Genomic DNA, 15286 nt, shown 5'->3' with positions numbered 1-15286 from the left:
GAAGGAAGGGCGGGAAATACCGCCCGTACACGGACACGCCTTAAACCGCATAAGGCGCTCGGGAAATGCATGGATCCAATGAGGTATAATATATGAATACAAAAAAATTTTATAGAAGGAATAGGTATGAATAAATCCAAAATACTGATTATTGAAGATGAAGCTGCCATTGCGGAAATCCTGGAATATGGTTTGCATGAGGAAGGCTATCTGACGAAAATCGCTCACACCGGAGAAGCGGGACTGAAGGTGCTTGCACAATTTCAGCCTGATCTGCTCATTCTCGACTGGATGCTACCCGACCAAAGCGGACTGAGCATTTGCAAGGAGGTAACCGCAACTTACAATATTCCGATTGTGATGATTACAGCGAAATCGGACATTACGGACAAAATTCTGGGGCTGGAATTCGGAGCCGATGACTATATAACGAAGCCATTCGATATGAGAGAAGTTAACGCCCGGGTTCGCACCATTCTTCGTCGTGTTGAGCAGGCACATCGACACAGGGAAGATCCCGGAGGGAGCGAGGAACATAGCATCTGTTTTAAGGATATCGAAGTCGTTACTTCAGAGCGGGTCGTTAAAAAAGGCGGCCGGGAAGTGGATTTGACACCCAAAGAATACGACCTTCTTCTTAAGCTGTGCATGAATCAGGGTAAAGTATTTGCCCGATCGGAGCTGCTTGATGACGTATGGGGGTACTTCTACAGTGGAGATACGCGAACAGTGGACACGCATATTCAGCGGCTGCGCAAAAAACTGGATATCGGCGATTTAATCACCACCGTGTTCAGCATTGGTTACAAGTTTAACAAGATTAAGGACCTGAATGTATGAGATGGACAATCCAGACGAAATTCGCGATTGGCTTCCTCATTATTTTTGGCGTGTTTTTTCTAATTCTATATTTGTGGATGACGGCCAATATTGAATCGGGCAATCGCAGTACGGTTAAAAATCAACTTCAGGATTTGAAAAACAACAGCAACAGCTATATCCAGCAATCCTTTCTCACACACCACTTCACAAGTGATGAGATTTATTTTGAGCAAATCGCTGAGGAATTGGGCACGGAGCTTAGTTTTGCCGCTTCCAGCGAGGTCGCCATGTACTCATTAACAGGAGAGCTGCTCTATGCCTCCGTGCAGGATGTATTCATGCCCGACGGGGAAGATATCAAGCTGGCACAGCAGGGCAGTACAGCGTATACACTTACCCGGGACAATGGGGAGGCCTCCGTTTTGTTTGCTTATCCCGTCACCGTGCGCGGGAACAAAGTCGGGATTTTGCGATTTGCGAAAGATTTCACCGCTCTTTACAGTCAGAGCGCTGAAATGCAGCGAGCCATTGTCTCGATTGCGCTCGCTGTGTTTGCCGCAGCTTTTCTTTTTGCTTACCTGCTTTCTCGTCATATTACCGTTGCCGTTGGGAAGCTGACCCGGGCGTCAACGGAGGTAACAAACGGCAACCTTCATGTCCGTATTTCCGTGAATCAAAAGGATGAAGTCGGCCAATTGGCAGCCAACTTCAACATTATGATCGGCAAGCTGCAGGAACAATTTGCGATCATTGAGCAGGATCGGGACAGGCTGGAGGCGCTTAACGATCATCGGAAACGGTTTTTCGATCAGGTCACCCATGAGTTGAAGACCCCGCTGACCACGATAATGGGCTATGCGGACATCATCCGAAAGAACGGGAGCAGGGACCCGGAGATTTTCCAAAAGGGGATAACCCATATTTCGAATGAAAGCCGAAGGCTGCACGCGATGGTGACCGAGCTGCTTGACAAGTCCGGGATTGCGGAAGATTACCAATTGGATGCGCGCGTTGACGTCTCTCGATTACTATCGGATGTTTGTGATGCGATGACGATGAAAGCGCAGAGGTACAACAAAAGTATTCATGTTGAAGCGCAAGAAGGCTTATTCGTCCTTGGCAAGCCGGATCGTTTGCGGCAGCTTTTCATCAACCTGCTGGATAACGCGATCAAATATTCTTATGCGCATACCGACATTATCGCAAGCGCCCATTTGGAGGACAATCAGGCTCTGCTTGCGATAACCAACCAAGGGGAGACGATTGGCGAAGAGCATCTGGAGAACGTTTTCGAACCGTATTACAGGGCGGAACCAAGTTCCATGGAAAGTGCCAGCATCGGACTTGGGCTCGGCATTTGCAAAACGATAGTGGACGAACATCAGGGCAGTATCCGAATATCCAGCGAGGACGGGAAAACCACTGTGGAAATCACCTTTTCCCTTGCTGAAGCTTAAGAGGGAGGACCATGAATAAACAAGCAGGCCTGCACACCACAATTTCCATATTCGCTCTCATTGTGTTGCTCCTGGCAAGCTGTGGAGCCCCGCGCTCGGAGACTATCATCATGGACGATACAGAGTCGCCGGCCGCCGAGGAAGAAGATGCGCCTTTTACTGTTCAGACAATCTATTCCATTTTGGAAGGAACGGAATCCGACGATTCGCTAGACAAGGAACTGGATACCGTGCATCCGCTTGGCTGGCTCGACACTAACTCACTGCTGAGCTTAGCGGTCAGATATCGTTATGGGGAAGTCTATCTCGGCCGGATCAATGAGCCCTATGTCGCTGTGCAAAATTTGCATGAACTTCACACCGCTTGGAAACATGTTCCTCTGTCCGGTGTCGTTTTATCCCCGGATCGAAGTTATGTCTCCTATATTAACAGAGTAGGACAGGCGCTGAACCTGCACTTATATTCTTTGGAAGACGGCGGCAATAAACAGCTTGAGGCCACGATCGATGAACATACTTTCAATATGCGAATGTCTTGGTCCAATAACAGCCGTTTTCTCAGTTTTGTCAGCGGCAATGAGAGCAGAGCTCTTCAGTTACATGTATATGATAGTAAGGAAGATAGCATGGCATCGTATACCCTACCTGTGCATCAGGACGGATACCTTACATTCGCTGCCGTTTCTAATAATGGCGAAGAGGCGGTTATCGTCAAGCGCTCGCTTCAGCATTCGGTTTTGGAATGGGGGAGCTTAGAGGAGGGGACGTTTACAGCTCACTATCGACATCCTATTAACGATGAGGGATGGGTTGAATGGCTGCACGATGACCAGATTGCTTTTGTTGGCGCGGATAATACGCTGTATTCTTACGATCAGCGCAACGGCTTGCTTTCGATAGTGCTTACTGATATTCAACGGTTTCGCTTATCCGCTGACCGCAAGCTCATCGCGTATACGCAGGGAGACGACCTCGTTTATGCTGGTCGCATCTACGGCAACAATGTAGTTCAGACGACACCCATCTATAGGGGAATTGATGCCTATCATATGGTGTGGGGGCCCGATAATAGCAAATTGCTGGTCAGCGGTCCTAAGTATCATCACTATCAAAGACCAATGGACCCAAGAGCGCTGGATCCCAAACCCGCGGAACCAAGAGCCCAGGATTTTATCGAAACGCTATATTATCAAAATCTGGTCATTGAATTTAAATAGCTTTCTTCGTTGAGTATATTCACAGGCGCATGCTCCTGCCAGGGGTGTGGGCCTTTCTTGTTTTGCAGAGACTTACTCTATCTAGTTTCTATTTTGCCTAGCATAAATTTTTCTTTTGCAACTTGTTTACATCTCTGCAAATCGTTCTCCACATCCGTTTATTATACTGTGTTCAGACAGGCGAACTTAATCTATCAACCAGCTGACACAATATGGATGAGGAGGACCAATGAATAACCTTACTACACGCAAAAGCAGATCTCGTAAAGGACTGTCAATTCTACTATTGTTACTTATACTCTTCATAGGAATCCGAGTGGTATGGGGCAACGGCACTTTTGCTGCAGAGCTTATTCCAATCTCGACAGTAAAATTTGCAACTGCCCCGGAAACAGTGGAAGAAGCTAAATTCCGGATTGTTATTGACGCAGGTCATGGAGGTAAAGATCCGGGAGCTATCGGAGCTAGCGGAGCTTATGAAAAAGATTTTAACCTGTCGCTTGCCAAAAAGCTTTATCAACTGCTTGAGCAGGAACCGTTGTTTGAGTCACGATTAACCCGTGAGGATGACCAGTTTATCGAACTGGAGGAACGGACGGCCATGGCTAACGATTGGTATGCTGATGTGTTAGTTTCCATCCATGCCAACACGTTCGAGGATCCGGCGGTATCCGGGACCGAAACGTTGTATTACAATGCTGATAGTATCGCGCTTGCTGAAGCGCTTCAGGGAGAGGTCGCATCCGCATTGAACATTCGGGATCGCGGAATGCGAAAGGAAGATTTTGTCATTCTGACTTCGACGCAGATGCCCTCTGTAATCGTAGAGGTCGGCTATCTGACTAATCCGCAGGAAGAAACATTGCTGTTAAGCAGTGATGGACAAGACCGGGCCGCCAAGGCAATCTTCGAAGGATTAAAGAACTATTTTAGCCAACAGCATCAGCGCAATCATGATAGGGTTGATCCAGCTGCAGACGATTCAGCCTTGTTCCGGAATCGAAATCAGCAGCTAAGCGAAAATAAAATCATTTTCAGCGGCCCGCCCGATGACGGAAAAAAAGTGGCCTTGACGTTCGATGACGGACCGAACCCCACAGTAACTCCCAAAGTTCTGGATATATTGAAAGAAAATGACGTACAAGCGACTTTTTTCATTCTGGGCCAACAAGTAAATGCCAATATTGACCTGTTGAGGCGCATCATCGAGGAAGGACATGCCATTGGCAACCATTCCTGGTCTCATCCGAAATTTGATTCTCTCTCGGTAGAGGAAGCGATGAATGAAATCGAAAAAACGCAAAGCGCACTGGAAAACGCGATCGGCTATCGCCCGAGCTTGTTTCGACCGCCTTATGGCGCACTCGACAACGACATGCTTGATCAGCTTCAACAAATGAACCTGATGGCTGTCAACTGGACCGTTGATACGATGGACTGGTCGGGGAATTCCGCGGCAGAAATTATGGAATTGGTTCGGGAGCAAATTTATCCCGGCGGGATTATTTTGTTGCATGACAGTAGTAGAAATAATCGATTTGACAATACGCTTGATGCACTGGAGATACTGATTCCCGAGCTGAAAGCGGAAGGGTATTCGTTCGTAACCGTTCCTGAAATGCTAGATGCTGCCTCGGCCCAGTAGGATTATACAAAATGTATTCAGGAGGGGATCTGTGGACAATTTGCAAAAAGCAGAGATTTTAAGACAGCATGAAACGTACTGTTACCAAGTATGTTATTGCTTAATTCAAGATGAGCAGCAGTCCTTTCAAGCCGCGAGCAGGGCTTTACTAGAGGTGGCGCGTGACCCTGTTTTTTTTACGGATACGGTTGATGGACAAAAGAAGAAGGTCGTGCTGGCTGCAGTTCGTTGCATAACCCATGCACGAAGCGATCAAGCGTCGCTGCAGTAGCCTGGATTGCAGAAAAAACATTGCGGGAACCGCGCTTGCAGGCTGCCAAATCGATATTGGCAGCCTAAATAAGAGGGCAGTCCAGAAAATCAGTGAAAGCTGACTTCTGAACTGCCCGTTTTTTGTAGCATTTGCCCATATGAAAGGGAGACCCCTAAAAAAGACATAGATACATAATAGTATATAAAAAAAATGAACATAAGTCTATTCATTTTTTGGCGAAACCGGTATGTTAGTTATGCGACCGCGGCGCAATACGATAATGGAAGAAGGGAAAAAGACCTGCATGATTACGCTCAGAAAAATAACGCTGGAAAACCGGCGCGCCATATTTAACTTGGAAGTGTCCGACGATCAAAGGCGCTTCGTTGCCTCCAATTTATCAAGCGTGGCTTCGTGCTATGTCCTTGCTACCAATGGCGGGCATCCATTTCCTTTTGCTATTTACTCGGATGGGCAGCCGGTCGGTTTTGTTATGCTGACTTATGGAATTACGGGATATGACCTTCCGTCAATCGCACATGACAGCTATTGCATCTTACGACTGATGATTGACCAGCACCACCAGAGCCAGGGCTACGGCCGGGAAGCTATGAAGAACATTCTGGAGTATATCCGCACCTTTCCAGCCGGGCCTGCAAAGTACTGCTGGATTTCATATAAGGCAGATAACTTGCCCGCGAAAAAGCTTTATGAAAGCTTCGGATTCCGTGACAACGGGGAGAGTATAGGAGATGAGCTAATCACCGTATTGCCGCTCTGATTGTCACCGGAACCGCTTACTGGCGGTTGACCGCAATATATAATGGGAAGTGATGAGGATGCAAAAGGTAAGGCTTCGCGCCTGTGCGCTAATTATTGAAAACGATGATATCTTGCTGATCGAGTTCAAAAATGATCATGATGACGGCGTACATTACAATCTTCCGGCAGGTGGCCTTGAGCCCGGCGAAACATTGACCGAAGCTGCGCAGCGGGAAGCTAGAGAAGAGGCTTGTGTCGAGGTGGAAGCGGGTCCAGTTGCGTTTGTTTACGAATATCAACCAACGAAAAACGAATGTATTTATGGAGATATTCATTCAATCGGAATTACATTTGAATGTAAGCTGAAACCAGGGTCTTATCCGAAACTGCCTGAAAAGCCAGACGCTAACCAGATTGGTGTCAAATGGATCCCGATTTCACAGCTTCATACCATTAAATTGTATCCAGAGATTAATCAAGATATTGTAAAATATCATAATGGTGAACCTTACCGTAATTATGTTGAGGAACATGTTATTCAGCTGAGCAAGTCGCAGTAGTAGATCATTTGCCATCCATGTTTGCTGCAATAGGAAAGAAGAAATAATTACAACTTCAGCTTTGCGACTAAAGATTGGGTATAGATGCTCCACATGACTGTATGACTCACAGGTCTACTCCGATGGCAGTGGCATATATTTCTGTAAAAATGGTTTAAAAGGAGGCCTGTTGAATGAATAACCCCATCTATGAACACCGGTTTTGGCTGCAGATTCTTGGCGACCACAGCAGATTTATTTTTACCGCACTCTCCCCTAAGGAAAAAGAGGAGGTCACCATCGCAGAACGTTTTATAACCAGATTTGATATGCTGCTTGCTGAAGCGCGGCAAACGGATGCTTCCGCTTACCTTGACCAGCTGACGGCGGAAGCCAATCAGGCAGCACATGAGCTGCGTAATTTTAAACTTCGTTTGCTGGATAGGCAGCTTGCAGGAAATATTGACCTGCTTTTGACGCCTTCTTTTATCAATCACATGGTTAATGAACTAGAAGAATACCAGCGAATTTTGAAATCTTTACTAGAAGGTAAAGGCGTCCCTCTTTTCCATCCTCTTCATTATGATACAGTATGGCTGCAGGATGCTTACGGACATGCTGCAAGCCTTGCAGCTGACTTGGATTTCGCGGAAAAGCCGCTAATTGCAAAAAGCATGGCGTTTCAGAAGGAATTTGAAGGTTTTTATTTGAAAGCAGTGGAGATGACCGGATTTTTGCGTGGAAAGCTAAACAATTTTCCCGCCCTTCGAAAATTCCATCAGGATGTTGATCTGGAGATGAAGGTTTTCATGCACTTTCTGTCGGAGCTAGAGGAGTTTGAGCTTCGGGGGGCGGTACTGGATCGAATCAATCCGCTGATGCCGGATCATATGTATCGCGAAGAATGCTACTACTTGTCCAAACTCGCCGCTCTTGGGGAAATACAAAGACCGGACTGCGATCCGACCAAACCGCGAGTGACCGGTTGAATTTGTCTTTTTGCCATTTTCATGGACATCACTTTGCATTTCTCTAAAGAATTAGACTGGGGTGAGGAAATGGGGATGGAAACGATTGAAGTTCGTTCGATGTATAGTTTCACCATAAGCTGCCGCGGATCAAGCTGATAGATCCATAATGGTCAGTTGTTAGGGAAATAGATTAAGCTATAGTTTCCTTGCCTTGACTACAAAAGTTACAGGAAGCATCTTTGCTTTTTTTGCAAAATCGCTGTTATCGTCCCGTGATTGGATCAATTCATCATCAGTTTCCTCAATCATTTGCTCAATGATGAATCCCGCTTTGGCAAGCGCATTTACATAGGTTGATAGCTTACGGTCCGATAAGGTCAGCTTACCTTTATCAAGAGATACCGAATACCAGGATTCATCGAAATAGCATTTTTTAAAAACAAGTCTGTTATGTTCTGCTGCGACACATTTATGTATAGGGTGAGACCAGCTGAAAATAAATACACCGTCTTTTTTAAGATAAGAAGCAATCCGGCTAAACGTACCTTCAAGGTCAGTGGTCCAGCCTATGGCATAAATGGAATAAACAAAGTCAAAATAATCTACTGGCAGTCCGCATTCTTCTTCCATGGGAGAACAAATCAAATTTGCGGAAAGACCGCGTTCCTTCAAATGCTGCTTTGCCTTGTCGATTTGTTTTTCTGATATATCCACAGCCCATAGTTCAGATGCTTTGCGTTCCCCCAAATATTGCAAGGATTGACCGTTTCCACAGCCGATCTCCAGCATCTTTTTCCCTGAAACATCGCCAAACAGCTGACATTTTTCTTCTGAGACAAAAGCCCCATAAAAAGGAAGCACGATGGCTCCTAAAAAGTCATTTCCTTGAGTATCCCAATAATAGCTGTTCGTTTTGTATACGGAATTCTTGTCCATATCGACCGACGTGGCGTTACCAGCCTCGCCAGCGCCTATAATATTAGTTTTATTGACAGTATTCTTGTCCATGTTTGGAGGCCTCCGTGCTCGTATTTTTAGCTGATAGGGAGAAATGATGAGCGAGACTGGAATTTAAAAGAATGAAAATGCTCACACATTAAAAATACTTTAATGGAAAAGAATGAAAATGGCAAACTTTTTTATAGTGATGATGTGAGAGTATCGTTTTATGGTGGAAGAAATCCGTTACAAGTGTCCGGGACATGTCGAGCTGCAAGAAGTTCTGCGCTAACACTCGCCCTCGATCTTATTCGGCTGAAAAAGCAGGGATTTGATTTCTAACGCTCATCCTTGCTCTTATGTGTGACAAAAAGCCCAGAAAGCCGCGATCTGAGCAAAATAGGGACGATGGCAAGCGTTACAATTTTTAAGCCCCCTGATTTTGCTCCAGTAAGGACAATGGCGAGCGTTATATGAGGAGGGGCGGGCGAACCACCCTTTACTCTACACAATTCGAGCAGGCTGCAAACGGCCTCACTGCCCGCTGCATCAAACTGGCAGTCACAGTTAATCGACAGCTTAGCTGTGTCAGCTGCCACTACTGATGTAAATTCGCCAAATCCACACCCTCGCTGGCGCTTCTATACAGTTGTCGCTTCTATACAGTTGCAACGTAAATATGCACACTTTCTCGCTTCACTGCTTCTTTCTTGGCGGGCTGCATCCGGAGAACAAGCGAATCGAAACACTTGATCGTTACTTCTAAATGCTGTATATTGGTTTTATATCGACATTACAGCAGGTCAAAAAAGGAGGTCCTATGTCACCACGTACAAAAGAACAGAATGAAGCAATCCGGGAGATGCGAATGAGCCAAATTATGCAAGCGGCTGCGGAAGTGTATTTGGAGAAGGGCATACAATTGGAAATACGTGATGTTGCGGTCAAGGCAGAGCTCGGCTACGGAACCGTGTATCATTACTACAAAAATAAGCACATGCTACTGGAAGATTTGCTGTGGGATGCCCTGGACCGAACCGAGTCGACAGTCCTGCCCGCTTTGACAGGGGACGAGGAAGGCGGCAGCTGGCTTAGAGCTGAGGCGTTTTCCAGGCTGCTCCTGCGGAAGTGCACCCAGGATCCTTCCGTATTTATTTTGCTTAAAACGGTTGCGGACAATTTTCATCATTTTCCGGGAAACCGGTTCAACAAGCTGTATGCCGAATTTCAGGAACGGATTTATTGGCCGTTTGTTGAATTGATTCGTGAAGAAGAAATTGGTTCCAAATCACCGGAGCAAGCAGCTAATCTGGTATTTGGCTCGTTAGTTGGCTGCGCAGCATTGAACATCCATCACAATATGCTTAGCGACTTGGATGTAGATGGGATCGTCGAAATGATTTATTCAGGCATACAGTCACAGGGGAGATGAATAGGATGGTGATCCTGAAGTCGAGAGCGGAAATTGAACAAATGAAAAAAGCCGGACGCATTGTCGCTGCTTTTCATCAAGTAATCGCAGGCATGATCCAGCCTGGTGTTACAACGCTCGCTATCGAGTCGTTTGCGTTGCGTTTCCTGAAGGAGAATGGCGCCAAGCCTTATTTGCTAGGCTACAACGGTTATCCGTTCGCGACATGTGCATCTGTCAACGACGTCATTGCGCATGGTTTTCCAAATCGCAAACCGCTCAAGGAAGGAGACATCGTCAAAATTGACATCGCCGCAGAAGCGGATGGCTGGATCGGTGATTCCGCTTGGTGTTACGCGGTCGGCGAGGTGTCCGAGGAAGCCCGTAATCTGATGCGGGTAACGAAGGAATGCTTATATCTTGGTATCGAAAAAGCTGTCGTTGGAAACCGGATCGGCGATGTGATGCATGCAGTTCAAAGCCATGCCGAGCGAAGCGGTTACTCGGTGGTGCGTGATCTGCTCGGTCATGGGGTAGGAAGGAAGATGCACGAGGAACCTAATTATCCCCATGTCGGGAATCCGGGCAAAGGATTCCGCTTGAAGGAAGGAATGGTTTTAACGATCGAGCCGATGCTGAATGCAGGAAAAGCGTCAATGACAATTGATGCTGACGGGTGGACCTGCAGAACCGCTGACGGCTTGCTATCCGCACAGTACGAGCATACGATCGCCATTACTGCGGATGGCCCGGTTATATTGACCGCACAACAGCCCGCCACGTAAGGTGACGGGCTGATTTGATGATTAGGCAGCTGAAAGTGAAGAAATACAAGGTCAATCAAACAAGTCACCTAATCGATCCAAAACGCTTTTCTTCTTTTTATGTTTATAATAGGGCGGCCGGGATGCTGAATCGCGATAAGGTTGATCGTATTTGCGATGGTCGTCATCGTAACGGTCGTAATGCTGTCTTTCGGAGCGACGGTTACGATCATCGTACCATTCATCGTATTCTTGACGCTCTTCTTTTACCTGTGACATGAGCTTTTCCAGTTCCCCTCGATCAAGCCATACCCCTTTACAATCAGGACAAACATCGATAGCTACATCGTCTTTTTTGACTTCTCTCATCCGAACATCGTTACAAATTGGACACTTCATTTTCATTCCTCACTCTCGATTAGTTTGGCCAACAAGCAAAAAAGACCTGTTGTCAAAGAATAGCAATGCCCGGAAAATCCGATCATTCCTTATCCTTCAACAAAGGTCTCACTTACAACGCAACGTTGCCATTAAAACCGGGGCGAATTTCACCCGAATTGACGGCTTTAATGTAGTAGCTACTCCCCTTCTGCAAAGAAGTGCTATTCAATTTGTTTCTATTATAAAATCGCCATTTCCATATGTCAAATGGATACATTTGTATGGTTGGCGATAACGATTTAATAAAAATTTTAATTTTAGCCCCATTTCTTTTTAAATAGTTTCCCCTACTCTATAGTAGACGAAAGATAAGGAGGAAACTACGAATGAAGAAATGGCTATTGGGGATTGTCATCCTTTTAATTATTGGCTATGCCGTTATCCAGGATAAACCGGAACCCGATAATAATGAAAATGTGCCGAAAGAAAACCACCAAGTAGAGGATGAAAAACTGGATGAGGATTTGGATGAGGATCTTAAAGGGGACGGGATGCCGGTTCGGATAACAAAGGATCAGGTTTACAAAGGCCATTTGCTGCTAATCAATGAAGATCATCCTGTACCTCCGGGGACTAACGTATCCGATGCGGTCAATTTGGCGAAAAATCCGGAGCTGATCAACGGATACGGACTCTTGGATAACTCGATCCGATTGACGCCTTTTTTGGCACAAAAATTATCTGCGATGATTGCAGCGGCACATCAGGATGGCATTAACCACTTTATGCTCACCAGCGGCTATCGGGACGAAGAGGAACAGAGCAAGCTATACGAGGAAAAAGAGCCTGGATACGCGCTGCCGGCAGGCTTTAGTGAGCATAATCTCGGTTTGGCGGTGGATATCGGATCAACGCAAGGGAAGATGGAGTCTGCTGCTGAAGGACAATGGCTGAAAGAGAACGCCTGGAAATACGGCTTTATCTTGCGCTATCCGGAGGACAAAACAGATATTACAGGGACCCCGTATGAACCATGGCATTATCGTTATGTCGGTTTGCCGCATAGCGCTATTATGTATGAGAACAATTTTGTTCTGGAGGAATATTTGGACTTTTTGAAGGAACAGAAATCGATAAAGACCACGATAAACCACGAAGTGTATTCCATTTATTACTATTCTGTTCTCGAAGATACCACGATTCATGTGCCGGCGGATAGCCGCTATGAAATTTCGGGCAACAATATGGATGGTGTTATTGTGACAGTATATTCCGGGCAGGGCGATGCACCAGCGAACGGTGTTCTGAGCGGCGATACTCCAACAAACAATAGACCGGAAAACGACTCCTCGACAAGCGATACGCCGACAAACGAGGGGGCTCCAACCGGCAATCGTCCGAACGATAAACCGCAGATTGATACGCCGACGACCCATGCGCCGACTAGCGATACGCCAGCGGACACCGATCCGCCGGCGCTTGAGAAGCCGGCGGGTGCGGTTCCGGAGGACGGGATGCAGGAAGTTAAGAAGCCGGAGGTTTCGATACCAAAGGAGGGGAACAGATGAGAGCAGGAAACCGGTTGAAACATTGGAGCGTTCGGCTATTGTTTGCTTTCTACATGTACGCGCTGCTCAAAATAATTTTATTCAAGTTCGGCCGGGTGGATGTTGCGTTTCTATGGGAGCAGCTTCTGCGAACCGTGACTTATCCGGAATATATCGTTGCCAGACTGCAAGCTGGGAATCTGGTTCCCTTGAAGGAAATTGCCAGAGCGCTTGATGCGTTGACCGTACACAGCCTGACGAACCTGTTCGGGAATATTGCGATCTTTGTCCCGTTCGGCATGTACCTTAATGTCCTTGCGAATGCCGGAAAGCTGACATTGGCGGGGACGCTATGGCGCTCCTTGGCGGTAAGTTTCGGGCTGGAAAGCGCCCAAGTGTTATTTTCGCTCGGTACGTTCGACGTGGACGACCTTATTTTAAATTCCGTTGGAGGCATGCTCGGCTTCGTCGCCTACAGACTGGGATGCTGGCTGACGACGCCGGCAGCCGCCGTTCCGGGCGCTCCGCGCGCCGTTGTTCTGGCGAAGAAGTTCTGATACGATGTAGTTCAATCAACATATTTACTTGAGGTGGATTATGAAATCGATCACTATATTAATTGCGGATGACGAACCGGAAATTGCCGATTTGATAGAACTGCATCTGGTCAAAGAGGGCTATCGCTGTATTAAAGTTTCTGACGGGCTGGCAGCCGTACAGATCATTCGGACGCAGTCTGTCGATTTGGCGATTCTCGATATCATGATGCCGAATCTGAACGGCTACGAAGCGACGCAGCTAATCCGGGAAAGTCACCATTTGCCCATTATTTTTTTAAGCGCCAAAGCAACTGATCTTGATAAAATTACAGGACTGGTCAGAGGAGCGGACGATTATGTGACCAAACCGTTCAACCCGATGGAGCTGGTCGCTCGGGTAAATGCGCATTTGCGCCGTGCGCTGCAATTCAATCCATCGGCAGCTTCGAACACAGCCGTTCTGGAGGCGCGCGGTCTGGTCATCCATCCTGAACAACGAACCGTTTTTTTGTATAACAACCCGATTGAGCTAACCCCGAAGGAATTTGACATCTTGTACCTGTTGGCCAGCCATCCGAAGAAGGTCTTCAGCACAGAAAATATTTTCGAACATGTATGGGGGGAGGCCTACTACGAAGGCAGCAATACAGTTATGGTGCATATACGAACATTGCGGAAGAAGCTCGAAGAAGACAAGCATAAGAACAAATGGATCAAGACCGTCTGGGGAGTGGGATATACGTTCAATGGCTAATAAGATCCGAAGTTTCCGGTTTAAAATGATTCAGCTGTTTGCTTTAAGCACACTTTGTTCTGGTGCGATCACCTTTCTGATCTTTAAAGTGTTTCAGCTCTATTATCATACGACGAAGTATGAAGACCCGACGACTAAAATCCGTTATTTCATGAGAGAAATCGGGGACCTCAATTTTTTCTTGATTATTTTTATTCCTCTCTCCTTTTATTTTTTCTTTCTCCTCACGAAACGGTATTCCCTTTATTTTCACGAAATATCGCGTGGAATCAATCAACTGGCAAACGGCGACTTCAACAGCAAAATAAACATCCGGTCTAATGATGAGTTCGAAAATATTGCGCGGGATATCAATCTGGCTAGTGAAAAATTGAAGCAAGCGCTGGAGAGGGGAGACTTTGCAGAGAACAGTAAAGAACAATTGGTGTTGAATCTGGCACACGATTTGCGAACGCCGCTCACTTCCGTATTGGGCTACCTGGACTTTATTCTTCAGGACGATAATTTGACGAATGAACAGGTCAAGCACTATACAGGCATTGCTTTTTCCAAGTCGCAACGGCTGGAGAAGCTGATTGACGAGCTTTTCGAAATCGCCCGCATGAATTACGGCCAGCTAAAGATGAACAAACAACCGATCGATCTTAGCGAGCTTCTCATCCAATTAAACGAGGAATTATATCCTGCTTTAGAAAGAAGTAACCTGACAACCCGTTTGCATGTAACTCCGCATGTGACGATTTGGGGCGACGGTGAATTATTGGCGCGCGTATTTGAGAATCTCCTTACGAACGCTATCCGTTATGGCAAGGATGGCCAGTATATAGATATTCATTGCACAGTAGAAGCGGAGAATGCAGCAGTTCAAGTGATTAATTACGGTCATAGCATTCCCCCGGAGGAGCTGCCGTATATCTTCGATATGTTTTACACAGTCGATAAAGCGCGCACTGGGCGTGAAGGCAGCTCCGGCATTGGCCTGTTTATTGCCAAAAATATTGTGGAACAGCATCAGGGTACGATCTCGGCGCAAAGCGACCCCGTTCGTACGCTATTTGAAGTCCGTCTTCCGCAGGTCAGCGCACCAGAAGCACAAGGATAATTAGAATGCCGATTATTTAATAAAAATTTTATTTTTACCCCACTTATTCTTTAAACAGTCCTCCTTATTCTTAAGATGTCGATAGATGGAGGAATCTGAAAATGAATAAGTGGGTTTTTGTGTATTGCTGCCGGTACGGCAGAGGGGGTTGTTCTTTGCCAGGTTCGCGAATGGAGCATGTTG

General features: G+C 46.4%; 15 protein-coding genes and 1 pseudogene. 14 read left to right on the top strand and 2 right to left on the bottom strand.

Annotated elements, in window-relative coordinates:
* Nucleotides 1–126 precede the first annotated feature (126 nt).
* The 8 genes from PSHG_RS01300 to PSHG_RS01265 all read left to right on the top strand — a co-directional run bounded on the left by PSHG_RS01300 (nucleotide 127) and on the right by PSHG_RS01265 (nucleotide 7684).
* Nucleotides 127–840, top strand: coding sequence for a response regulator transcription factor (locus tag PSHG_RS01300; RefSeq protein WP_010268311.1), 714 nt, complete (start codon nucleotides 127–129; stop codon nucleotides 838–840).
* The gene (locus tag PSHG_RS01295; RefSeq protein WP_010268308.1) at nucleotides 837–2279 is read left to right on the top strand and encodes a HAMP domain-containing sensor histidine kinase; all 1443 of its coding nucleotides are present in this window, start codon (nucleotides 837–839) and stop codon (nucleotides 2277–2279) included. The genes PSHG_RS01300 and PSHG_RS01295 overlap by 4 nt, the downstream gene beginning before the upstream one ends.
* Nucleotides 2280–2290: 11 nt before the next feature.
* Nucleotides 2291–3496 (top strand): hypothetical protein, encoded by a 1206-nt coding sequence (locus PSHG_RS01290; protein ID WP_010268305.1) that lies wholly within the window; start codon nucleotides 2291–2293, stop codon nucleotides 3494–3496.
* A gap of 316 nt (nucleotides 3497–3812) precedes the next feature.
* Nucleotides 3813–5141 (top strand): N-acetylmuramoyl-L-alanine amidase, encoded by a 1329-nt coding sequence (locus tag PSHG_RS01285; protein ID WP_010268302.1) that lies wholly within the window; start codon nucleotides 3813–3815, stop codon nucleotides 5139–5141.
* Nucleotides 5142–5172: 31 nt separating this feature from the next.
* A complete protein-coding gene (locus PSHG_RS01280; protein WP_010268299.1) occupies nucleotides 5173–5412 on the top strand; it encodes a hypothetical protein in 240 nt (79 codons plus the stop codon).
* A 286-nt stretch (nucleotides 5413–5698) separates the two neighbouring features.
* Nucleotides 5699–6175, top strand: a complete 477-nt coding sequence (locus tag PSHG_RS01275; RefSeq protein ID WP_010268296.1) for a GNAT family N-acetyltransferase — start codon at nucleotides 5699–5701, stop codon at nucleotides 6173–6175.
* Nucleotides 6176–6233: 58 nt separating this feature from the next.
* Nucleotides 6234–6716, top strand: coding sequence for an NUDIX domain-containing protein (locus tag PSHG_RS01270; RefSeq protein WP_010268293.1), 483 nt, complete (start codon nucleotides 6234–6236; stop codon nucleotides 6714–6716).
* A gap of 173 nt (nucleotides 6717–6889) precedes the next feature.
* On the top strand, nucleotides 6890–7684 hold the full coding sequence (locus tag PSHG_RS01265; RefSeq protein ID WP_010268291.1) for a DUF2935 domain-containing protein: 795 nt from the start codon (nucleotides 6890–6892) through the stop codon (nucleotides 7682–7684).
* Between the two features lie 177 nt (nucleotides 7685–7861).
* On the opposite strand, the gene PSHG_RS01260 is transcribed toward PSHG_RS01265, so the two are convergent.
* Entirely contained in the window at nucleotides 7862–8674 is an 813-nt protein-coding gene (locus PSHG_RS01260) for a class I SAM-dependent methyltransferase (RefSeq protein WP_010268288.1), read from the bottom strand.
* Nucleotides 8675–9425: 751 nt separating this feature from the next.
* Here PSHG_RS01260 and PSHG_RS01255 point away from each other — a divergent pair.
* The gene (locus tag PSHG_RS01255) at nucleotides 9426–10037 is read left to right on the top strand and encodes a TetR/AcrR family transcriptional regulator (protein ID WP_010268286.1); all 612 of its coding nucleotides are present in this window, start codon (nucleotides 9426–9428) and stop codon (nucleotides 10035–10037) included.
* Nucleotides 10038–10042: 5 nt separating this feature from the next.
* Nucleotides 10043–10801, top strand: a complete 759-nt coding sequence (gene map, locus PSHG_RS01250) for a type I methionyl aminopeptidase (protein WP_010268283.1) — start codon at nucleotides 10043–10045, stop codon at nucleotides 10799–10801.
* 51 nt (nucleotides 10802–10852) lie between these two features.
* Here map and PSHG_RS01245 read toward each other — a convergent pair whose 3' ends face one another.
* On the bottom strand, nucleotides 10853–11179 hold the full coding sequence (locus PSHG_RS01245) for a TFIIB-type zinc ribbon-containing protein (protein ID WP_010268281.1): 327 nt from the start codon (nucleotides 11177–11179) through the stop codon (nucleotides 10853–10855).
* A 368-nt stretch (nucleotides 11180–11547) separates the two neighbouring features.
* Between PSHG_RS01245 and PSHG_RS26310 the strand changes: the two are divergent.
* From PSHG_RS26310 to PSHG_RS01225, 4 genes and pseudogenes are all read left to right on the top strand, one after another.
* A pseudogene (locus PSHG_RS26310) lies at nucleotides 11548–12438 on the top strand (M15 family metallopeptidase); the annotation flags it as partial.
* Between the two features lie 287 nt (nucleotides 12439–12725).
* Nucleotides 12726–13265 carry a VanZ family protein gene (locus PSHG_RS01235; RefSeq protein ID WP_010268275.1) on the top strand — a complete coding sequence of 180 codons (540 nt, stop codon included), beginning with the start codon at nucleotides 12726–12728 and terminating at the stop codon, nucleotides 13263–13265.
* Between the two features lie 40 nt (nucleotides 13266–13305).
* Nucleotides 13306–14001, top strand: a complete 696-nt coding sequence (locus PSHG_RS01230) for a response regulator transcription factor (protein WP_010268270.1) — start codon at nucleotides 13306–13308, stop codon at nucleotides 13999–14001.
* Nucleotides 13994–15103, top strand: a complete 1110-nt coding sequence (locus PSHG_RS01225) for a sensor histidine kinase (protein WP_010268266.1) — start codon at nucleotides 13994–13996, stop codon at nucleotides 15101–15103. Before PSHG_RS01230 ends, PSHG_RS01225 begins: the two co-directional genes overlap by 8 nt.
* Nucleotides 15104–15286 lie beyond the last annotated feature (183 nt).

It is taken from the genome of Paenibacillus senegalensis JC66 (assembly GCF_000285515.1).
Lineage (GTDB): Bacteria > Bacillota > Bacilli > Paenibacillales > NBRC-103111 > Paenibacillus_L > Paenibacillus_L senegalensis.
This window is presented reverse-complemented; position numbering and strand designations above follow the sequence as displayed.

Bases quoted from the DNA above. Each gene is read 5' to 3' on its own strand.
- PSHG_RS01300 (WP_010268311.1), top strand. From the start codon at position 127: ATGAATAAATCCAAAATACTGATTATTGAAGATGAAGCTGCCATTGCG.
- PSHG_RS01295 (WP_010268308.1), top strand. From the start codon at position 837: ATGAGATGGACAATCCAGACGAAATTCGCGATTGGCTTCCTCATTATT.
- PSHG_RS01290 (WP_010268305.1), top strand. From the start codon at position 2,291: ATGAATAAACAAGCAGGCCTGCACACCACAATTTCCATATTCGCTCTC.
- PSHG_RS01275 (WP_010268296.1), top strand. From the start codon at position 5,699: ATGATTACGCTCAGAAAAATAACGCTGGAAAACCGGCGCGCCATATTT.
- PSHG_RS01270 (WP_010268293.1), top strand. From the start codon at position 6,234: ATGCAAAAGGTAAGGCTTCGCGCCTGTGCGCTAATTATTGAAAACGAT.
- PSHG_RS01265 (WP_010268291.1), top strand. From the start codon at position 6,890: ATGAATAACCCCATCTATGAACACCGGTTTTGGCTGCAGATTCTTGGC.
- PSHG_RS01260 (WP_010268288.1), bottom strand. From the start codon at position 8,674: ATGGACAAGAATACTGTCAATAAAACTAATATTATAGGCGCTGGCGAG.
- PSHG_RS01255 (WP_010268286.1), top strand. From the start codon at position 9,426: ATGTCACCACGTACAAAAGAACAGAATGAAGCAATCCGGGAGATGCGA.
- map (WP_010268283.1), top strand. From the start codon at position 10,043: ATGGTGATCCTGAAGTCGAGAGCGGAAATTGAACAAATGAAAAAAGCC.
- PSHG_RS01245 (WP_010268281.1), bottom strand. From the start codon at position 11,179: ATGAAGTGTCCAATTTGTAACGATGTTCGGATGAGAGAAGTCAAAAAA.
- PSHG_RS01235 (WP_010268275.1), top strand. From the start codon at position 12,726: ATGAGAGCAGGAAACCGGTTGAAACATTGGAGCGTTCGGCTATTGTTT.
- PSHG_RS01230 (WP_010268270.1), top strand. From the start codon at position 13,306: ATGAAATCGATCACTATATTAATTGCGGATGACGAACCGGAAATTGCC.
- PSHG_RS01225 (WP_010268266.1), top strand. From the start codon at position 13,994: ATGGCTAATAAGATCCGAAGTTTCCGGTTTAAAATGATTCAGCTGTTT.